This is a genomic window from Acidovorax sp., from assembly GCF_046291265.1.
GTDB lineage: Bacteria > Pseudomonadota > Gammaproteobacteria > Burkholderiales > Burkholderiaceae_C > Acidovorax.
The window spans coordinates 41547-61867 of record NZ_JBKBTV010000008.1; the positions used below are offsets into that span (position 1 = coordinate 41547).

Below are 20321 nucleotides of genomic sequence, written 5' to 3' on the forward strand. Positions count from 1 at the left end.
AAAATCCTGGGCAAAAGCAATCGACTCAGGCTACACATTTCGGGCGCGGTGCGCTGTCGGTGGACACGCCTTCAAGGGGAGAGCAACCGCCCATGTTCACCAGCGATGCAGTGGGCTTTCATTCCCCTGCCACAAGCATCGGCCGTTCCATTGCATGTCACACATCGGACACCACGCCCGTGAAAACCCGCAGCGGCTGCGACGCACAGCCCTCCTAACATCGGGCCACCTTGCGGCCACCCCGGCCGTCACCAGGAGACGCGGACCGATGGCAACAAAACCCGTTGTGCAGCCCAGCCCGGCCCAGCGCCACACACCCCGCGCTGCGCACACACTTTCGGTTCAGCGCCGCAGCCTGATGGCAGCGATAGGCGCCAGTGCCGCAGCCATGGGCCTGCCGCTCTGGGCGCAGCCATCGGCCGCGACCAAGGGCGACATCCTCATCGGCCGCTCCACCGCGCTGTCGGGTGGCATGGCCCCTTTCCTGCAGCCCATTCACGAAGGCCAGGATGCCGCCATCGATGACGCCAACGCCAAAGGCGGCGTCGGTGGCCGCAAGATCCGGTTGGTGACGCTGGACGATGGGTTCGACCCGCGTCGCACGCTCGAAAACGCCAAGCAGCTGGCCGAAAAGGACGGTGTGGTGGCCTTGTTTGGCGTGTCGGGCACCTCGCAGGTGATCGGGCTGCTGCCCTATCTTTCTCAGGCCAAGTTGCCGCTGATCTCGGTCTACACCGGCAGCCCGGCGGTGCGTGCGCAGCAGCACCCGTACCTGTTCACCACACGCGCCAGCTATGCCGACGAGCTGGTCAAAATTGTGCGCAACCTCGTAGCGGTGCAAACATCGCGCATCGCGGTGGCGTATGAGAACAACGACTTTGGCAAGCTGCTGCTGCCGCTGGTCGAAAAAACCATTGTGGCCGAGGGTGGAACGCTGGCGGGATCGCATGCGCTGGCCCCGACGGGACAGGACGCAGCGGACGCCGCCAAGGCGCTGGCTGCGCTCAAACCGCAAGCCGTGTTGCTGGTGGCGGCTGGGCCGCCCGTGGTGACCTACGTGCGCGCCAACCGGGCGCACCTGGGGGTGCCGGTGTATGCGCTGTCGCTGGCTGCGGGCTCCGCCGTGCTCAAGGCGCTGGGCGAAGACGCGCGCGGATTGGCCGTAGCGCGCACCGGCCCGTCCCCCAGCAGGCCCACCATTGCGCTCACACGAGATTTCCAGGCGTCCATGAAGCGGTACGACAAACCCGTGGACTACGACCGCTACACCGGCTACATGGATGGGCGCGTGCTTGTAGAAGGCCTGCGCGCCGCCGGACCGGGCGTGACCCGCGCCAGCCTGGTGACGGCCATGCAGGGGCTGGGCAACCTGGACCTGGGCGGCTATGCCTACCAGTTCAGTGCACAAAACCACCATGGTTCCAACTTCGTGGACATCGTGGTGGTGGGCCCGGGTGGTGTGTACCGGCAGTGACCGGATGATCCGTTGATCAAGCCCCCGTGAGCGCTGCGGCGACAATGGCGACCCCGCCACCGCCGCCTTTGTTTTTACCGTGCCCCACACACCCCCAGTTTTTGACGCCGTCATCATCGGCGCCGGTGCCGCCGGCCTGTTCTGCGCCGCGCAGGCGGGTCAGCGGGGCCTGAAGGTCTTGCTGATCGACCACGCCGAGAAGGTGGCCGAGAAGATCCGCATCTCGGGCGGCGGGCGCTGCAACTTCACCAACCGCGACCTGGACCCGGCCGCGCCGCACAAGCACTTTGTGGGGCAGAACCCGCAGTTCTGCCGCTCGGCGCTGTCGCGCTATTCGCCTGCCGACTTCATCGCACTCGTGCAAAAGCACGGCATCGCGTTTCACGAAAAACACAAGGGCCAGCTGTTTGCCGACCGCTCGGCCGAGGACATCATTGCCATGCTGCTGGCCGAGTGCGCCGCAGGTGGGGTGACCCATTGGCAACCTTGTGGCGTTAAAAATATAGTGTTTTTGGCCTCTAGCGCTTATCCATCAAGCGGTAACAGCTATCAAATTGATACTTATCGAGGCCCAGTGCATGCGCGCTCTCTGGTGATCGCCACGGGCGGCTTGTCCATCCCCAAGATTGGAGCGACCGACTTTGGCTACCGGCTGGCGCAGCAGTTCAACATCCCGCTGATCGAGCGCCGCCCGGGGCTGGTGCCGATGACGTTTGATGGCGCGGGTTGGGCGCCGTATGCGCAGCTGTCGGGCCTGGCGCTTCCGGTACAGATCAGCACCGGAGCCAAGAAAAACCGCATGGCGTTTGACGAAGACTTGCTGTTCACCCACCGGGGCCTGTCGGGCCCGGCGGTGCTGCAGATCTCCAGCTACTGGCAAGAGGGCACGCCGCTGACCATTAACCTCGCGCCCACGGTAGACCTGCCCGCCGCCTTGGCGCAGGGCAAGGCGCGTTCACGCAAGCTGATTGCCAACGAACTGGCAGCGTTGGTGCCCGGCCGCCTGGCCGATGCCTGGGCCCAGCGCGAGTCCGACTGGCAGCGCCCCATTGCCGAGGCATCCGACAAGGCCCTGGCGCGGCTGGCCGAGCAACTGGCGCGCTGGGAGCTGACGCCCACGGGCACCGAGGGCTACAAGAAGGCCGAGGTCACGCTGGGCGGTGTGGACACGCGCGTGCTGTCGCAGCAGACCATGGAGTGCAAGACACAGCCAGGCCTCTACTTCATTGGCGAAGTGGTCGATGTGACGGGCTGGCTGGGCGGCTACAACTTTCAGTGGGCCTGGGCCAGCGCCTTTGCGTGCGCACAGGCGTTGCAGCCATCGGAGAGCTGACACGTTCCATTCGAAATCGGGATGGGGCACCGCACCCAAACGCCCACCGGCAAAGCAGCTCGTTACCCGTGACACGTTGAGGGCACAGCATGGATGGATTCGAACGCGCAGAGAAGTACCAGGCGGCCGCAACCGCCGTGGGCGCACTGGTCGCCCTCGTCCCTGCAGCCAGCATGGGCGGAAACATCTTCATCGCGATCCTCGCGGCGCTGGGCGTGGGCTCGCTGGCCGGTGGCGCGGTGATGGTGTGGTGGCTGCGCACCGATGAGGGCGACGCCTACCTGCGGGCCGATTCGCGCATCTCGGGTCGCGCCACCTCTCGCACATCACTATGGCTGGGCAACCTGACCCCAGGCGTCACCCTGCTCGGGCTGGCCGTTGCGCTGCACATCCGGCTTGCCTGAGCGGTTTGCATGAGCGGCGTAGGTCGGGTTGGCCCGCAAGGGCGTAACCCGACGCCCACAGGGTGCGCAGCGTGGCGTCGGGTTACGCTGCGCTAACCCGACCTACGGGGTCTTGCCTGATGGTGCCGACGGGCACTGACGGCTGGATCAACCCACCAATGGAGCGGGCTGCGTGTTGGAAGGCTCCATCCAGCGCAGCGATCCATTCTGCAGCGCACGGTGCTGCCGTGCCCATGTTTCCAGTTGGTCCACCGGCAGCGGGCGGCTGAAGTAGTAGCCCTGCAGCTCCTCACAGTCCAGCACGCCCAGCACCTGCGCCGTGGCCAGGTCTTCCACGCCCTCGGCCACGATCTTCAAACCCAGCGTGTGGCCCAGCGCAATGATGGCGCGCGTGATGGCCATGTCGGCGGGGTTGCTCAGCATGTCGTGCACAAACGATTTGTCGACCTTGAGACGGTCGATGTCAAAACGCTTGAGGTAGGCCAGGCTGGAATAGCCAGTGCCGAAGTCGTCGATGGACAGCTGCACGCCCAGCGACTTGAGGGCCGCCAGTTGCTGCTCGGCCGCGTGGGCGTTGTCCATCAGCTGCGACTCGGTGATCTCCAGCTCCAGCCGGTGCGGGGGCATGCCGGTGCGGGCCAGCAGAGCCTCGATGTCGGGCACCAGCAGTGGGTCGGCCATTTGCGCGGCCGACAGGTTGACCGATATCGACACATCGGCCAGCGGGTGCGCAGCCGTGCCGCGGGCGGCGTCGCCCGCCACAGGCTGCCAGCGCACCCACTGCTCGCACGCCTGCTGCAGCACCCAGCTGCCAATCGCGCGGATCATGCCGGTCTCTTCGGCGATGGGGATGAACTCGCTGGGCGGGATGTGGCCCAGCGTGGGGTTGCTCCAGCGCAGCAGGGCCTCTACACCGAGCAGGCGCGTGCCCTTGGCGGCGAGGCGCGGCTGGTAGTGCAAGGTGAACTCGTTGCGCTCCAGCGCGCGGCGCAGTTGCTGCTCCATCGACTGGCGGGCCAGCGCGCGCTGGTCGGTCTCCATCGAATAGAACAGCGCCATGTCGCGCCCGGTGGTCTTGGCCTCGTACATGGCCGCGTCGGCTCGGCGCATCAGCTCGTCAATGTCACTGCCATCATCGGGGTACACCGCAATGCCCACGCTGCAGGACACGTTCAGTTCATGCCCTTCGACCGGGTGGCTTTGGCGGATGAGCGGGATCAGGCGCCGCTCCACCAGCTGCTGCACATCTTCGCGCCCGGCCACGTCTCGCATCACGACCACAAACTCGTCGCCGCCCAAGCGGCTGACGGTGTCGCGACTGCGCACGGCCTGCGTAAGGCGCGCAGCCACCGAGCGCAACAGCCCATCGCCAATGTGGTGGCCCAGCGTGTCGTTGATGGCCTTGAAGCGGTCCAGGTCGATGAACAACACCGCCACCTTTTCGCCCGTCATCGGCGCCTGCGCCAGCGCCAGTTGCAGGCGCTGCACACACAGCGAACGGTTGGGCAGCTCGGTCAACACATCATGGTGCGCCAGGAACTGAATGCGCTCTTCGTTCAGCTTGCGGTCGGTGATGTCGATGGCAATGCCGATGTGGTTGGCCACGGGTCCGCCTTTGCTCTCGCGCACGGCGGACACCATGAGCCAGGCCGGATACGTCTCGCCCGAACGGCGGCGAAACCGCACTTCGCCCTGCCACGATTCCTTTTCGAGCATGGTGCGGTTGATTTGGGCCGACAGCGGCTCGCCGCCCGCCTCTTCCAGCAAAAAGCCCAGGTCTTCGCCAATGACCTCGTAGAAGTCGTAATGCGTGCTGCGGCAGAACGCCTTGTTCACGCTGATGATCTGCTGCTCGGCGTTCATGATGATGATGCCCTCGGACGAGGCCTCGAACACCTTGGCCCACAGCTCCAGCCGCTGCTCCATCACCTTGAGCACGTTGATGGGCGTGAACGCGGTCAGCACCGCATCGCGCCCCTGAAAAATCAGGCGCCGCGCCGACAGCACGGCCCAGGAGGGTTCGGGGCTGCCCTTCCAGCGCACCTCAAACTCGTCCACCGAGCCTTGGTCCGCCAAGCGCTGAAAGAACCGCGCACGCACGCCCGGCTCCAGCCCCGCGGCCCAGGGGTCGGTGGTGCGGTCGTTCAGCCAGTGGGCTGCGGGCGCGTTGGAGTGCAGCACCTCATGCTCGGGGATGGACGTGACCACCATGGGGATGGGAAAAGCCTCCACCAACTCGCGCTGCGCCTCAGAGGCGCGGGCGCTGGCGGCCAGTTCTTGCTGCAGCACACGGTCGCGGTCCAGCTGGGACAGCATCTCGTTGAAGGCGGTGACCAGGCGGCCAATTTCGTCGCGGCTGTTCCAGCGCGCGCGCAGGGTGTGGTCGCCGCTTGTGCGCACCTCGTCAGCCACACGGGCGAGTTGCTGCAAAGGTTTGGCGATCTGCCGGGCCACCAGGGTCACCAGACTCAAGATGCAGCCCAGCAGCACCAGCGCCGTGCCCAGGTGCAGCCACATGCGCGCAAACAGGCTGTCCACCCGCTGGTGCAGCAGGCGCTCCAGGTCCACGATGCCCACCGTCCACGCGTCGCGCAGCGCGCCCAACACCTGCGACTGCTGCGCGCCGATCTGCGCCATCGTCAGGCGCGATTCCCCCGCGGCAATGCCTTGCAGCAGCGACTGAAAACTCTCCAGCGACGCCTTCAGCGCCTCGCGCTGGCGGACCAGCGCCGCACGCATCTCGGGCGACCCGGCGATGAAGGCCTGGTTGTAGTCCGACTCAATGCCCAGCATCACGGCGTCCAAGCGCCCCACCAGCGTGAGCAGCTCGGACGACCACTGCGGCCCACGTCCGCTCGGCGCCGCGTTCAGAAAGATCACGGTGTCGTGCACGGCCTGCAGCAGCTCGGGAAACCGCAGCACCACCAAAGACATCACGTAGTAGCTGTCCAGATCCGGGTCGAGAATCAGGTTGGACTGGTTGCCCACGGTGGTCAACAGCTCGCGCCCCTCGCGCAGCAACTGGCTGCGCTGGCGTGTGAGCGACTGCGCATCGCTCGCTTTGGGTACGCTGACGGGCAATTGCTCCAGCGCGGTGCTGAAACGCTCGCCCACATCGGTCGTGCGCAATTGCTCGTCATGCGCTGCGCGCACACCGGCCAGGCGTGTCAACACCTCGGCCACCTGCGGGGGCTGCTGCGATGCCTCCAGAAACTGGCCCAGCAGTCCGTCGCGCACCACGGCGGCGTAGGTGGTGCCCACGATTTCCTTGCGCGTGAAATCAATCGCCAGGTACTTTTCGTGGATCAGGATGCTGGACACATAAATCACTGCGGTCAGATCCAGCAGATAGATAAGCATGAGCTTGCGGCCCACACTGAGCCGCCCCAGCCAACCCGATACGCGGTGCATAAATAGCATGGTGTCTACGGCAAGGCGGCCCGGGCGGATGACCTGGGACGCCCACCGATGAATGAGAATGAGTGTTACAACGTGAAGCAATTTCCACGCCACTGATGGGTTTCTCTGGGATTTGCGAGCGACGGTGACTGTGCCTGGCAACACGCACGGCCCCTGGACTGGCACTTGCCCGGCGACAACCGCCAAAAACCGGGTTCTGAATGGCCGCCGGTGGCAACCCCACCCGCGCCGCGAGCTTGGGGAGAGCATGAAAAGGCCACACAGCTGGCGCTCATTTCGGCTATAATTTCCGGCTTTGCTGGCAATGCCCCGTCGGCCAAATACTAGTTACAGACGGGGAAACCGCTACGTATGGTCTTGAGGCCCGATCTCCCCAAGCCCCTCTGCGAGCAACATCTTGGAAAACCATTAGCTAATGACTACGATCCGCGTAAAAGAAAACGAACCCTTTGACGTTGCACTGCGCCGCTTCAAGCGCACCATTGAAAAGCTCGGCCTGCTGACCGACCTGCGCGCCCGTGAGTTCTACGAGAAGCCCACCGCCGAGCGCAAGCGCAAAAAGGCAGCCGCCGTGAAGCGCCACTACAAGCGCGTTCGCAGCATGCAACTGCCCAAGAAGATGTACTAATTGATCTTCGGATTCCAAGCCTTTCGCTTGGGTCCCAAAACCCGCGCTAGGGACGCCAAGCGCGGGTTTTTGTTTTTTCGGGTCTGCAAAAAGCCTTTCTGGCGTCGTTGCAGCGCCTTGCCGTAGCGAGACTACTGTCTGCGGCGCTGCGCCTAGCCAGAAAGGCTTTGTGCACACCCTTTGTCTCTGCCTGACCATAAAAAGGAAGCCGCCATGAGCCTCAAGGACCAGATCACCGAAGACATGAAAACCGCCATGCGCGCCAAAGACAGCGAACGGTTGTTGACCATCCGCAACCTGCTGGCCGCCATGAAGCAAAAGGAAGTGGACGAGCGCGTGGTGCTCGACGATGTGGCCGTGGTTGCCATCGTTGACAAACTCATCAAGCAGCGCAAGGACAGCATCGCCGCTTTTGAAGGCGCAGGCCGCCAGGACCTGGCCGACAAGGAAAAGGGCGAAATGACCGTGCTGCAGGGCTATTTGCCCGAGCGCATGTCGGCCGAAGAAACCCTGGCCGCCGTGAAAGCCATCGTGGCCGAGCTGGGCGCCGCAGGCCCAGGCGACATGGGCAAGGTCATGGGCGTGGTCAAGACCCGCTTGGCTGGCAAGGCCGACATGGGCCAGGTGTCTGCCGCGGTGAAGGCTGCGCTGGCGGGTTGAGCTATTTTCACGGGTTCAGTTGATCAAGACGGCTCAACGGAGCAGACATCAAAAAAGATAGCTGGTAGCGGTTGTATCTAAACGGGTTTAGATAAAAAACTATCTGAAGTCCTTTTAAATCAAGCGCTACCAGCTTCTTTTTTTGTAGCAACTGCCGCTTTCAATGCTCAGCTAACCCCTTCCACCTGTCCCCAGCTCCGCCCCGCAGATACATGCAAGCCTTTTTCCGTCTCCTGACTGTTATTGGCGCAACCGCTATTGCGGCCTGTGGCAGCACACCACCCAGCCCCGCACCCACTGCTCCCACCGCCTCCGCGCCGGTCGTAGCGGCACTGCCCTCATCCGCCCCCATCAAAGTCGGTATAGCCCTGGGCGGCGGCGCGGCCAAGGGCTTTGCGCACATTGGCGTCATCAAGATGCTGGAGGCCAATGGCTTTGCGCCTGCGGTGGTGGCGGGCACCAGCGCGGGCAGTGTGGTGGGCGCGATGTACGCCAGCGGCATGAATGCGTTTGAGTTGCAGGAAAAGGCCGTGGCCCTGGACGAGGCCAAGATCCGCGATTTGCAGTTCTCGTCGGGTGGGCTGGTTCTGGGGCAGAAGTTGGAGGACTACGTCAATGAACAAGTGCGCCGCAAGCCGCTGGAGCAATTGCCCAAGCCCTTTGTGGCCGTGGCGACGCGGCTGGAGGATGGCGAGCGCACGGTGTTTGCACGCGGCAATACGGGCCAGGCGGTGCGTGCGTCCAGTAGTGTTCCGGGGGTGTTTCAGCCCGTCACCATTGGCAAATACCACTTTGTGGACGGAGGCATCGTGAGCCCCGTGCCGGTGGATGCAGCGCGACAGCTGGGCGCCGATGTGGTGGTGGCGGTCGATATCTCCAACAAGGCCCGTGGGCAGTCACCGGGCAACCTGCTGGGCGCGCTGAACCAGTCCATTGCCATCATGGGTCAGAAGCTGGGCGAGGCGGAGCTGGCGCGGGCCGATGTGATCATCCGCCCGAAGGTGCTGGACATTGGCGCGACGGATTTCAGCCAGCGCGCTGCGGCCATTCTGGAAGGCGAAAAAGCCGCCCTGGCCGCCATGCCGCAGATCCGCGAGCGTGTGGCTCAGCTTCAGGCAGAGCGCGACAAGGCTACCCGTGCAGCGCAGCAAAAGGCAGCCGAGGCAGAACGCCAGGCCTGCATGGACAAGCGCTCGCGCATGCAGAAGCTGGCGGGGTTTGCCGGGCTGGATGACGCGTGCGCCAGCCAGTGACACCCGGGTTGGAACGCGCCCCGCGTTGACGCGCCGGGGGGTGATCGCTGCAGACATTCCGCCCACGCACCCAACCACAGCCGCGCCGTCATAGTCATCGTCAGCCGCCGCTGGGTGGCACCTTGAAGCTGTCCGTGATGCGCTGCTCGGCCCTGTCCATGGCGGCTCCCACCCTCGCAAACCAGCGTGGAAGACCGCTCTTTGCAGGCGCAATGGTTTGAACGTCCACAGCAGACGACGGGGACAGCAGCGGCGCGCGCACCAGCGGGGCACCATGTTTGCAGGGATGGCTACTTGAGGGAGATGAGTTGCGAAAAAACATGATTGGCATGCTCACGCCCGGCTTAACATCTGTAAAGTTGAATTCTGTGATGTACAAAGTCAGAAAATCTGATGCGTAACCTAAACCTTGACCAGCTGCAAACGCTAATTGCCATCGCAGACCTGGGCACGTTTGCCGCCGCGGCGCAGGCGCTGCACCTAGCGCCGCCCACGGTCAGTCTGCACATCAAAGAGCTGGAATCCCGTCTGGATGCCCACCTGGTAGTGCGGGGCAGACGGCAAGCAGAGCTGACGCCCGCCGGTCAATTGCTGGTGCAAGAGGGCCGCCAACTGCTGCTGGCCGGCGATGACCTGATAGAGCGCGTGCGCCGCCATGCGTCGGGACGGGAAGGCATCGTGCGGGTAGGCGTATCTGCGGGGGTCAGCACCCGACTGCTGCCGCGCGTGCTGGAGGCACTGGCCCAGCGCAGCCCGGGCGTGGAGATTCGGCTGGAGGCGGTTGGCTCGGCCGAGTCCATGCAACGGCTGAAGTCCGGCACGCTGGACGTCGGCATTGTCGCCAGCCCTCAGCCACCGCTGGCCGAGGTGCGCCTGACGCCGTGGCGCACCGATCCGATGGTGGCGCTGCTGCCCGCCGCGTGGGACGCACCAGAGCACGTGACCCCCGACTGGCTGGCCCACCGCCGCTGGGCTTCGTTTGCCCCCGCCACGCAGATGCATGGGCTCATCGCAGGCTGGTTTGGGCAGGCGGGGCACCATCCGCGCCCGTTTTTAACCCTGAGCTACCCCGGCGCACTGAAAAGCCTGGCAGTTGCCAGCCAGTGTGCAGCGCTGCTGCCGCTGGAAGAAGTCGAAGACCAGCAAGGCGCCGAGGGCGTGCAGATATGCCATCTGGAACCGCCACTGATGCGGCCAATGGCGGTGGCGCACCGCCACCAGCCAGCGCCCAACCCCGCCATTGGGTCTGTGCTGGCGGTGTTGGCAGACTTTGCGGACTGACATCGGACTCACCCCGCACTGCGCGCAGGAACCGCCTGGATCGGACAACCGGCCTAAAACGATCGGAGGCCACACTCAACGGTTGGTGTTCAGCAATGCATCCCCAAACACCTCCAGTGCCTGCCCGTGGAGCGCGCGCAGCATCTCGACCGCCGGGATCGCCTCGCCCAGCGCCAGCGCTCCGCTGCGTTGAAACGCCGGGTCCAACAGGCGTTGCGCGGCTTCGATCACCACGGGTGCCGTCACGGCATAGATGTCCTGCCCACGCACGCCCGCAATGCGTGTCTCACCGTTTTGCAGCAGTCGCACCACCAGTTCAAAGCGCTGGGCAGACCGGCCGCTGCCGTCCACTGCCGTGGGCGGTGGTGTGCTGGCGTCTCTGATGTCGGCAAGCGCTGCCCGGTTGAGCAGCGAGCTGATGCGATTGGCGGGCAGGTGGCGCGCCAACGTAATCGTTTCGCTGAACGGCAGTTCCACCATTCCGTAGGTGCCCAAGGGCGATGCAAACGTCCAGTCTGGCACCTCGGGAGAAGGCACCAAAGGCACCAGCCGTCCCCCTTGCACAACAAGACGTTGCGCCTTGTTGCGCTCTCCCGTCAGGCGGGTTCCGACCGTGGGCCACCAGCGGTCGAGCCCCATGGCGACGGTAATCTCGTCAATGGGCCCAAGCGCTGCCAGCGCGGTGGCCAGCAAGTCGGCCAGACCGCCATAGAACCCAGCGGCGGGGATCACCACACGGCCTGCGGCCAATGCCGGGGCGTGCAGTTCGGCAAAGCTGGCGATTGCGCTGGGTTGCTCTGCGGTGACATCGATGTAGTGGCAACCAGCACGCAAGGCCGCCTGGGCCACAGGGGGCGCAGTGTCCAGAAACGGCCCTACGCAGTTGACGACCAGCCCGCAGCCCATGAAGGCTTGCTCCAGTGCGCGGGCGTCATTCAACTCCGCCACGCGACGCACAACGGCAGAAGAAAACAGCGCGTCAAGCCGCTCGGCGTCGCGCCCGACAGCCACCACGTTCATGCCACGCAATAGGGCTTGTTGAACCACAAATCGACCGGTGTGGCCCGTAGCGCCGTAGACCGCAATGGATGGAAGAGAAGAAGACATGACACCCTTTCAATGAATAGATACAGACCTGTCTGTTCTTTAAATATTACAGACAGGTCTGTAGCATGTCAACCATGACCAAACTCCAGCAGCCCGCTTCAATCGGCAACCCAGCATCGAAAGAGCGCCCAAAAACGGCCCGAAACCGCGCAGTTCACAGCAGCACAGAGACCGTCCTCGACGTGCGGGAGCGGATTCTCGACACCGCCTCCACCCTCTTCTACCAACGCGGCGTGCGTGCGGTGGGCGTGGATCTGGTGGTGGCCGAAGCCGCGGTGGCCAAGACCAGTCTGTACCGCTACTTCCCCACCAAAGATGACCTCATCGTGGCTTTTCTGGAGCGCGAAGACGCGGAGTTCTGGGGCTTGTGGGATGAGGTGGCTGCACAACATGCCGACAACCCCGTCGATGAGCTGCAGGCCCACATGCGCTGGATTGGCGCGCGCCTGACCCGCGCCAATTACCGGGGCTGTCCGCAAATCAACGTGGCCGCCGAGTTTGCCGAGCAGGACCACCCGGCCCGCCTGGTGGCGCAACGGCACATGCAGAGCCTGCGTGATCGGCTGCACGGCATTGCCCAGCGGCTGCCGGACACCGCCCGTCCAGAGCACTTGGCCGCACAACTGGCGGTGCTCATCAACGGTGCCTTTGTGAGTGCTGGCCTGCTCGACGCCGAAGAAGCGACGCCGGTGCTGCTGCAGGCAGTGCAGGCCTTGCTGGCGGGCGCGCAAGCGACCAGCCCATAGCCCCCAGCTCCCCGAAAACAAAAAGGCCCTCGTGATGAACGACGGCCTTTTTTTGCTGGCTTCTTTGCCGGGGAATGCCGAGGGCTTGGCGTCAGCTCCCAGCCACCTTCATGCGGTTGACCAGAATGGACCCCACCGTCTTGGCGCCGTAGTTGTAGGCATCAGCGCCCACGGCCTCGATGCCCTTGAGCATGTCCTTGAGGTTGCCTGCAATGGTGATCTCGTGCACTGGGTAAGCGATCTTGCCGTTCTCGACCCAGAAGCCGCTGGCACCCCGCGAATAGTCGCCGGTCACGTAGTTCACGCCTTGGCCCATCAGCTCCACCACAAACAGACCGGTGCCCAGCTTTTGCAGCATGGCATCCAGGTTGTCGCTGCTCTGCGTGAGGCGCGAGGTCATCGTCAGGTTGTGCGAACCACCGGCGTTGCCCGTGGTCTTCATGCCCAGCTTGCGCGCCGAGTAGCTGCCCAGAAAGTACCCCTGCACGCGCCCGCCTTGCACCACCTTGCGCGGAGACACTCGCACGCCTTCGTCGTCAAACGGTGAGCTGCCCTTGCCACGCAGGATGAAGGGGTCTTCCAGGATGTCGATGTGTTTGGGGAAGACCATCTTGCCCAGCGAATCCAGCAAGAAGCTGCTCTTGCGATAGAGCGAGCCACCACTCACCGCCTGCACAAAGCCCCCCAGCAAGCCCGCGGCCAGGGTGGACTCGAACAGCACAGGGCACTGGGTGGTGGGGATCTTTCGGCTGCCAAGGCGGCTCAGCGCGCGCTGCGCGGCGTAGCGGCCCACGGCCTCGGGCGAAGCCAGTTCGTCGGCGTTGCGCATCGAGCTGTACCAAGCATCGCGCTGCATCTCGGCGTTGCGGCCGGGCAGCGACGCGATGGGCGCCACCGAGAAGCTGTGGCGCGAACTTGCATAGCCGCCACGAAAACCGCGCGTGTGGGCGCTGAAAAAATGGCTTTGCTGGGCCGACACGCCCGCGCCTTCGCTGTTGGTAATGCGGCGGTGGGTTTTGAGGGCAGCGGCTTCGCACTCCATGGCGATGCGGGCGGCGGCCTCGCTGTCCAAGGCCCAGGGGTGAAACAGGTCCAGGTCGCGGTGGGTGTCTAGCGGGGCGATGTCGTCAGCGTCCGGCAGGCCCGCCATGGGGTCTTCCGCCGTAAAGCGCGCAATGTCGTAAGCGGCTTGCACCGTTTGTTCGATGGCCTTGTTCGAGAAGTCTGAGGTGCTGGCATTGCCGCGGCGTTTGCCGAGGTACACCGTCACGCCCAGCGACTTGTCCCGGTTGCGTTCCACGTTCTCCAGCTCGCCCTTGCGCACGCTGACCGACAGGCCACAGCCCTCGGACGCTTCGGCGCCTGCATCGGTCGCGCCCAGTTTTTTGGCGTGGGCCAGGGCCCGGTCCACCAGCTCTTCAAAGAACGGGCGGCTGTAGCTGAAGCCGCTGTCAGGGGTGCGGGAGGTGGCAGGTGCAGACGCTGCGGCCGGAGCGCTTGCAGCGCGCGCGGCGCGGTTGGAGGGTTTATTCATAGCGGCAGCTATGATACTTGCCGCTGTGGCGCACACGCCGTCACCCCTCCCTTTGCCCCCACCCCATGTCACGCAAACCCAAAAAAGGCTACTTTGTGCGAGGCCAGTTCGTTGCCGAAGGCAGCGAAATGGACATTCAGCTCAAGGCCGAACTCAAAGGCACGCCCGATGCCAGCCGCACCGATCTCAAACGCGAAAGCGACGAACTGCAGGACCTGGGCAAGGAGCTTTTGAATCTGCGCGCCGACCTGGCCGAATCGTTGGGCCTGCCCGACAAGCTGGTAGATGCGCTGGCCGAGGCCAAACGCATCACCAACTTTGAAGGCAAGCGCCGCCAGATGCAGTACGTGGGCAAAATCATGCGCAAGCTCGACCCCGAGCTGGTGCTGGCCGCCCGCCAGGCCCTCGAAGAGCAGCACAAGGGCTCTGCCACCGAAAAGCTCAATCTGCACCTGGCCGAACAGTGGCGTGATCGACTCATCGCGGATGACGACGCCTTGGCGCCCTGGATGGCCGAGCACCCGGACACCGACACCCAGCAACTGCGCGCGCTGATCCGCCAGGCCCGCAAGGATGCCCAGCCCGAAGGCAAGGTCGCCAACGTGCAAGTCTCGCAGGGCCTGGCCCCGCGCAAGGGCCGCGCGTACCGCGAATTGTTCCAGCTGGTCCGCGAACACCTGGGTGGCACGGGCACGGACAACACTGGTGACGACGCCGATGAGGACAGCAACGATGAGTGAGCCGGTGAGCAGCCATGACGCCGTGAAGATCGGCATCGTCTCCATCAGCGACCGCGCCAGCACCGGCGTCTACGAAGACAAGGGCCTGCCTGCGCTGCAGGACTGGCTCACACGCGCACTGCACAACCCCATCACGTTCGAGTCGCGCCTGATCCCCGATGAGCAGGACGGCATCAGCGCCACATTAATCGAACTGGTTGATGCCGGTTGCAGCCTGGTGCTGACCACCGGCGGCACCGGCCCCGCCCTGCGCGACGTGACGCCCGAGGCCACGCTGGCCGTGGCGCACAAGGAGATGCCGGGCTTTGGCGAGCAGATGCGCCAGATCAGCCTGAAGTTTGTGCCCACCGCGATCCTGTCGCGGCAGGTGGCAGTGATCCGCGATCAGAGCCTGATCATCAATCTGCCAGGCCAGCCCAAGGCGATTGCCGAGACGCTGGAAGGCCTGAAAGACGCCGATGGCAAGCAAATCGTGCCCGGCATCTTTGCCGCCGTGCCTTACTGCGTGGACCTGATTGGCGGGCCGTATCTGGAAACGCGGGACGAGGTTTGCAAGGCGTTCCGGCCCAAGAACGCGGTGCGGACAGCCAAGCCGTAGGGGCATCCACCCTTCCCCCTGCGCGATAAGATCGCGCCAAACAAAGATGAGGGGAGGGTTACATGATCTATATCGTTCAGCTTCTGGCGATAGCCTACGTGGTGTGGGTTCTGTGGCAAAACCGACAACAAAAAAAGCAGCAAGACGCACTGGTAAAGCAATTGCGGGGCAAGCGATTTTGGCGCATTCACCTGGCAAGAATTAGCTACCACTCCAACTTCTGGCGTCATTCGGCCGTCGAGGCCACTGGTGCGCTCATAGACGAAGAGGACAAGATTCGCTTTCTGGGATTTCGGCTCCAGAACAAAAAGAGCATTGATATCACCCTGAACAAAAGCGATCTGACGATTCACTGGCTGGGCCGCCAGAGGGCGAAAGGGCCTTTCTACTGGGCCGAATGCGCCAGCCCGAAAGGGAGCTTGCTCTTTTGCGCTGATAGCAGAAACGTCATGCAGTCCCGAGAAGCGCTGCGCGACATACTGAGCAGCGCCTTCCCCGCGCTGGAGCTCGACGAAGAAACCACCGCTGATTTCGCACTGGAGAAAAGCCCGCGCAGCATCGCCACGATAGCGGCATTCTTCGGCCTGTTTTTCTTCAGCATGATCGACTCCTTCGTCATCAGCCGCTACGAGTTGACCGATGCCCAAATCGTCTCGCTGATCTTCAATCCCCTGGTGATGGCCGCCACGCTGCTCGCCATGGGCGCCTTAGGGTTCCTGGCCTTCCATTGGCTGCGCCGTGGCGGCATCCCATCCAGGGAGTCTTGGGGCCTGGTCGCCCTATTGGTCGCAACCTGTCTGGGTGCAGCCCTGCCCGGCGCCAAACGGGTGGACCAATGGCTAGCGGATGCGCCTTCGCAGGAGTACCGCTACCGCATCGTGGGAGTCGCCCGTCTGGAGCCCGTGGACACTCGTCTAGGACCGCCGGTGATGTGGTTTCCACGCGGCAAGGATTACTGGCAGCAGTTCCCGGTGGGCACCGAATACACCATACCGTTTCTGCACGGCCCACTGGGCCTTTGGCAACTGGACCACGAACTGTTCGACCCGCCGCTGCGGAAGTTCTACGAAGGAAAAGGATAACCAACAACGCACAGGTGCAAGGGTAACGGGCTGGCGGGGAGCGCAGTCCCGGCTACCACACGCTGAATTGGCTACTTCCCCACCAACTCATTGAGCTTGCCCGCCTCAAACTGCTCCTTGAGCGCCGCGTCACACGGCACGCAGTCCCTGTTCTGCGGATTGGCTGATAGCTTCTCAATAGCCTGCCACAGCAGCGCAATCTGGTGCTCTTGCGAGGACGCGTTGTCGATCAGCCCACGCATGGCTTGCGAGAGCGGGTCATCTTCCTGCGTGATGCCATAGGCCGTGAACTTGCGCGCCTGCTGCGGCTCGGTTACGTCGGCGCTTTCGCCTGCTTTGGACGGGATGATGCGCGCCGGGATGCCCACCGCCGTGGCACCGGGGGGCACGGGCTTGATGACCACGGCGTTGCTGCCGATCTTGGCGCCGTCGCCCACTTCAAAGCCGCCCAGCACCTTGGCGCCTGCACTCACCACCACATCCTTGCCCAGCGTGGGATGGCGCTTGGCGCCCTTGTACAGCGAGGTACCGCCCAGCGTGACGCCCTGGTAGATGGTGCAGCCGTCGCCAATCTCGGCCGTCTCGCCCACCACCACACCCATGGCGTGGTCGAAGAACACGCGTTCGCCAATCTTGGCGCCGGGGTGGATCTCGATGCCAGTGAACCAGCGCGCAAAGTGCGAGATAAAGCGGCCAGGCCACTTGAGCCCGTGGTGCCAGCACCAGTGAGCGGGCCGATGCAGCCAGATCGCGTGCAGGCCCGGATAACAGGTGATCACCTCCCACGTGCTGCGCGCGGCAGGATCGCGGTCGAGGATGCACTGGATATCGGAGCGCAGGCGGGCAAACATCGTTGTTATGGTTATTTGTAAATGGGCTGCCAGTCTATCGTTTTGACTGTGCAGTCTCGATCATGGCTTTGGCGACACCTCGCAGGATGTGGATTTCCTCGGGACTGAGCTGCGCGCGGTTGAAAAGTTGGTTAAGGCGGGGCATGAGCTTCTTGGGCGCGGCGGGGTCCAGAAAACCGATGTCGGTGAGCGCCTGCTCCCAGTGGCCCAGCATGCCCGCCACCTGAGCGGCATCCGCCACGGCACGGGCGGCTGTCGCATCCTGCACCGCAAATCCACCCAGGGCCGTGCGCCATTCGTACGCAATCACCTGAATGGCGGCGCCGAGGTTGAGCGAGCCAAAGCCGGGGTTGGTGGGAATGGACAGCGCCACATGGCAACGGTAGACGTCTTCGTTGGTCATGCCAAAACGCTCGGAGCCGAAAAGGAAGGCCACACCTGTCTGGCTGGCGGTCACTTGCGCTTTGGATGATGATTCGCCAGGGTTTTGAGTGTTTTTGGCCTCTAGCGCTTGTCCATCAAGCGCTGACAGCTCTTGTTTTAATAGCAAATCGAAGTGGGCACGCGGCGATTCGGTGGGCGGGCCAAAGTCGCGCGGGGTCATCGCCGTAGCGCACAGGTGGCTGATGCCGTCCAGCGCCTCATCCAGCGTGGCGACGATGCGTGCGTTCTCCAGCACATCGAGTGCGCCGCTCGCGCGCTGGATGGTTTCCTCGCGCCGCAGCACGTTGGGCCAGCGCGGGGCCACCAGCACCAGGTCGTCAAACCCCATGGTTTTCATGGCGCGGGCGGCTGCGCCTACGTTGCCGGCATGGCTGGTGTTGATCAGGACAAAACGGGTCTTCATGGCAGCGAAAAAGATGGGTGAGCAGGGCAAAAAACGGGGCCAGCGTGGCGCAGGGGCGGCGTGGGCAAAGACCCGCAGGTTAGGCAAAAACTGGCTCTGCGGGTAAAATCTCGCCCTCATTGTCGCCGCCCGCATCGCCGGGACGGATCGCACCGCTCCTGATTCGCAGGCTGCCCCTTCAACGGGCACCCTGCTCACCACCACAATTTATGTCGTCCAACCTGCACCCCATGCTTAACGTGGCCATCAAGGCCGCACGCGCCGCCGGCGCCATCATCAACCGCGCGGCACTTGACGTGGAATCGGTGCGGATCTCGCAAAAGCAGATCAACGACTTTGTGACTGAAGTGGACCATGCGTCCGAAAAAATCATCATCGAGACGCTGCTGACGGCCTACCCCGGCCACGGCATCCTGGCCGAAGAGTCGGGCACCGAATACGGCGCCAAGGATTCAGAGTTCGTCTGGATCATCGACCCGCTGGACGGCACCACCAATTTCATCCACGGCTTTCCCGTGTACTGCGTGAGCATCGCCCTGGCCGTCAAAGGCAAGGTCGAGCAGGCCGTCATTTATGACCCGTCGCGCAACGATCTGTTCACATCGACCAAGGGCCGCGGCGCCTACCTGAACGAGCGCCGCATCCGCGTGAGCAAGCGCACCCAGCTCAAGGACTGCCTGATCTCCACGGGCTTCCCCTTCCGCCCGGGCGACAACTTCAAGAGCTACCTGAACATGATGAGCGACGTGATGCAGCGCACGGCCGGCCTGCGCCGCCCCGGCGCCGCCGCGCTGGACCTGGCCTATGTGGCCGCGGGCTACACCGACGGTTTCTTTGAAACCGGCCTGTCGATCTGGGACGTGGCGGCGGGCTCGCTGCTGGTGACCGAGGCTGGTGGCCTAGTGGGCAACTTCACGGGCGAGGCGGACTTTCTGGAACAGCGCGAATGCCTGGCAGGCAACCCGCGCATCTACGGTCAGCTGGTACCTATTCTGGGCAAGTACAGCAAGTTTGCGAGCGCTGGCGACAAGGCCGCTGTGCGCCAGGCGGCTGCGGCAGATGCTCCCGCGAACACCGCCGAGGGCGATGCCGTCGCTGAAGTGGACTCCAGCGCAGCGGAAGCCACCCCAGAGGCCGACGCGCCCAAAAGCCAAGACGCTCCGTTCTGATTACTGAACCTCGCCCCTCAGGGGCGAGGTTCAGTTCGGGTCCGGGTATTTCTGGGCAATGCTGCGGAAGTCTTCCGCAATGTCCACAAACGCATCCACCATGTCCGGGTCAAAGTGCGTGCCTTTGCCGCGCACGATGGTGCTGCAGGCCTGGTCGTGCGAGAAGGCGGGCTTGTAGACGCGCTTGCTGATGAGTGCGTCGTACACGTCCGCCACCGCCATGAGGCGCGCTGACATGGGAATGGCGTCGCCCGCCAGCCCCACGGGGTAACCCGAGCCATCCCACTTTTCCTGATGGCTGTAGGCGATCTCCTTGGAGACGCTCAAGAACGCCACCCGCATGCCAAGGCGGCGCTCCGCGTCTTCAATGGCATTTCGGCCGAGCGTGGTGTGGGTCTTCATGACCTCGAACTCTTCCACCGTGAGTTTGCCTGGTTTGAGCAAGATGCTGTCCGGAATGCCGATCTTGCCGATGTCGTGCAGCGGGGCAGACTTGTAGAGCAATTCGATCATGCGGTCGTTGAGCAGATGCTCGAACCGCGGGTGGTGCCGCAGCCGCTCGGCCAGCGTCTTCACATACAGCTGCGTGCGGCGGATGTGGTTGCCGGTTTCGTTGTCGCGCGTTTCGGCCAGGGACGTCATGGCCATGATGGTCACGTCCTGGATGGCCTGCACCTCCAGCGTGCGCATGGCCACTTCGCGCTCCAGATAGGCGCTTTTGTCGCGCAAAAAATCCGCCGTCGCTTTGAGCGCCAAGTGCGTATTGACGCGCGCCAGCAGGATGGGCGGGCTGATGGGCTTGGTGATGTAGTCCACCGCGCCCATCGCAAGGCCCATGCGTTCATCGTCCGGGTCGGACCGGGCGGTCAGAAAAATCACGGGGATGTCGCGCGTGGCCGCTGCGGCCTTCAGGCGGCGGCACACTTCGTAGCCGTCAATCTCCGGCATCATGATGTCGAGCAGGATCAAATCTGGCGGCGTGCCCGATTGCGCAATCTTCAGCGCCTTTTCGCCATGGTTGGCCACCTTCACCAGAAAGTGTTCGCGCAGCAAACTGCCCATGAGGGTGAGGTTGTCCGGCGTGTCGTCCACCACCAGCACGGTGGCAATCGGCTTATCAACGAGAGCTGCCTGATTGGAGGCAAAGGGCGCGTTGTCCATGGAGTGTCCTGCGTAATGCGTGTGGCTTATGGC

19 protein-coding genes are annotated in these 20321 nt (G+C 63.8%); 12 read left to right on the top strand and 7 right to left on the bottom strand.

Going from position 1 to position 20321, the window contains the following annotated elements; genetic code table 11:
• Window positions 1–268 precede the first annotated feature (268 nt).
• The 3 genes from ACK41V_RS05030 (at window position 269) to ACK41V_RS05040 (ending at window position 3211) form a co-directional block, all read left to right on the top strand.
• Window positions 269–1474, top strand: coding sequence for an ABC transporter substrate-binding protein (locus ACK41V_RS05030; protein ID WP_409778691.1), 1206 nt, complete (start codon window positions 269–271; stop codon window positions 1472–1474).
• A 79-nt stretch (window positions 1475–1553) separates the two neighbouring features.
• Window positions 1554–2807, top strand: coding sequence for an NAD(P)/FAD-dependent oxidoreductase (locus ACK41V_RS05035; RefSeq protein WP_409778693.1), 1254 nt, complete (start codon window positions 1554–1556; stop codon window positions 2805–2807).
• An 89-nt stretch (window positions 2808–2896) separates the two neighbouring features.
• Complete coding sequence (locus tag ACK41V_RS05040; protein WP_409778696.1) at window positions 2897–3211, top strand: hypothetical protein; 315 nt, start codon at window positions 2897–2899, stop codon at window positions 3209–3211.
• Window positions 3212–3358: 147 nt separating this feature from the next.
• Here ACK41V_RS05040 and ACK41V_RS05045 read toward each other — a convergent pair whose 3' ends face one another.
• On the bottom strand, window positions 3359–6631 hold the full coding sequence (locus ACK41V_RS05045) for an EAL domain-containing protein (protein ID WP_409778698.1): 3273 nt from the start codon (window positions 6629–6631) through the stop codon (window positions 3359–3361).
• A 415-nt stretch (window positions 6632–7046) separates the two neighbouring features.
• Here ACK41V_RS05045 and rpsU point away from each other — a divergent pair, with 415 nt between their 5' ends.
• The 3 genes from rpsU (at window position 7047) to ACK41V_RS05060 (ending at window position 9172) form a co-directional block, all read left to right on the top strand.
• Window positions 7047–7259 (top strand): 30S ribosomal protein S21, encoded by a 213-nt coding sequence (gene rpsU / locus ACK41V_RS05050; RefSeq protein WP_005799779.1) that lies wholly within the window; start codon window positions 7047–7049, stop codon window positions 7257–7259.
• A gap of 213 nt (window positions 7260–7472) precedes the next feature.
• Window positions 7473–7919 carry a GatB/YqeY domain-containing protein gene (locus ACK41V_RS05055; RefSeq protein WP_409778703.1) on the top strand — a complete coding sequence of 149 codons (447 nt, stop codon included), beginning with the start codon at window positions 7473–7475 and terminating at the stop codon, window positions 7917–7919.
• A 212-nt stretch (window positions 7920–8131) separates the two neighbouring features.
• Window positions 8132–9172 carry a patatin-like phospholipase family protein gene (locus ACK41V_RS05060; protein WP_409778706.1) on the top strand — a complete coding sequence of 347 codons (1041 nt, stop codon included), beginning with the start codon at window positions 8132–8134 and terminating at the stop codon, window positions 9170–9172.
• Window positions 9173–9272: 100 nt separating this feature from the next.
• Here the strand turns inward: ACK41V_RS05060 and ACK41V_RS05065 are convergent, their stop codons facing one another.
• A complete protein-coding gene (locus ACK41V_RS05065) occupies window positions 9273–9503 on the bottom strand; it encodes a hypothetical protein (RefSeq protein ID WP_409778708.1) in 231 nt (76 codons plus the stop codon).
• A gap of 62 nt (window positions 9504–9565) precedes the next feature.
• Between ACK41V_RS05065 and ACK41V_RS05070 the strand changes: the two genes are divergently transcribed.
• Window positions 9566–10453: a LysR family transcriptional regulator gene (locus ACK41V_RS05070; protein ID WP_409778711.1), complete on the top strand. Its 888-nt coding sequence runs from the start codon at window positions 9566–9568 to the stop codon at window positions 10451–10453.
• A gap of 75 nt (window positions 10454–10528) precedes the next feature.
• Here ACK41V_RS05070 and ACK41V_RS05075 read toward each other — a convergent pair whose 3' ends face one another.
• Entirely contained in the window at window positions 10529–11560 is a 1032-nt protein-coding gene (locus ACK41V_RS05075) for a saccharopine dehydrogenase NADP-binding domain-containing protein (protein WP_409778714.1), read from the bottom strand.
• A gap of 74 nt (window positions 11561–11634) precedes the next feature.
• Here ACK41V_RS05075 and ACK41V_RS05080 point away from each other — a divergent pair, with 74 nt between their 5' ends.
• Window positions 11635–12306, top strand: coding sequence for a TetR/AcrR family transcriptional regulator (locus ACK41V_RS05080; protein WP_409778717.1), 672 nt, complete (start codon window positions 11635–11637; stop codon window positions 12304–12306).
• 91 nt (window positions 12307–12397) lie between these two features.
• Here the strand turns inward: ACK41V_RS05080 and pmbA are convergent, their stop codons facing one another.
• Entirely contained in the window at window positions 12398–13840 is a 1443-nt protein-coding gene (gene pmbA / locus ACK41V_RS05085; protein WP_409778718.1) for a metalloprotease PmbA, read from the bottom strand.
• A gap of 65 nt (window positions 13841–13905) precedes the next feature.
• Here pmbA and yjgA point away from each other — a divergent pair, with 65 nt between their 5' ends.
• The 3 genes from yjgA to ACK41V_RS05100 all read left to right on the top strand — a co-directional run bounded on the left by yjgA (window position 13906) and on the right by ACK41V_RS05100 (window position 16260).
• Complete coding sequence (gene yjgA / locus ACK41V_RS05090; protein ID WP_409778721.1) at window positions 13906–14580, top strand: ribosome biogenesis factor YjgA; 675 nt, start codon at window positions 13906–13908, stop codon at window positions 14578–14580.
• The gene (gene mog, locus ACK41V_RS05095; RefSeq protein ID WP_409778724.1) at window positions 14573–15178 is read left to right on the top strand and encodes a molybdopterin adenylyltransferase; all 606 of its coding nucleotides are present in this window, start codon (window positions 14573–14575) and stop codon (window positions 15176–15178) included. The genes yjgA and mog overlap by 8 nt, the downstream gene beginning before the upstream one ends.
• A 62-nt stretch (window positions 15179–15240) precedes the next feature.
• On the top strand, window positions 15241–16260 hold the full coding sequence (locus ACK41V_RS05100; RefSeq protein WP_409778727.1) for a hypothetical protein: 1020 nt from the start codon (window positions 15241–15243) through the stop codon (window positions 16258–16260).
• A gap of 71 nt (window positions 16261–16331) precedes the next feature.
• On the opposite strand, the gene cysE is transcribed toward ACK41V_RS05100, so the two are convergent.
• A complete protein-coding gene (cysE, locus tag ACK41V_RS05105; protein WP_409778730.1) occupies window positions 16332–17111 on the bottom strand; it encodes a serine O-acetyltransferase in 780 nt (259 codons plus the stop codon).
• Between the two features lie 34 nt (window positions 17112–17145).
• On the bottom strand, window positions 17146–17958 hold the full coding sequence (locus tag ACK41V_RS05110) for an RNA methyltransferase (RefSeq protein ID WP_409778731.1): 813 nt from the start codon (window positions 17956–17958) through the stop codon (window positions 17146–17148).
• A gap of 209 nt (window positions 17959–18167) precedes the next feature.
• Here ACK41V_RS05110 and ACK41V_RS05115 point away from each other — a divergent pair, with 209 nt between their 5' ends.
• Window positions 18168–19127, top strand: coding sequence for an inositol monophosphatase family protein (locus ACK41V_RS05115; protein ID WP_409778734.1), 960 nt, complete (start codon window positions 18168–18170; stop codon window positions 19125–19127).
• Window positions 19128–19157: 30 nt separating this feature from the next.
• On the opposite strand, the gene ACK41V_RS05120 is transcribed toward ACK41V_RS05115, so the two are convergent.
• The gene (locus tag ACK41V_RS05120; RefSeq protein ID WP_409778737.1) at window positions 19158–20288 is read right to left on the bottom strand and encodes a two-component system response regulator; all 1131 of its coding nucleotides are present in this window, start codon (window positions 20286–20288) and stop codon (window positions 19158–19160) included.
• Between the last annotated feature and the right edge of the window lie 33 nt (window positions 20289–20321).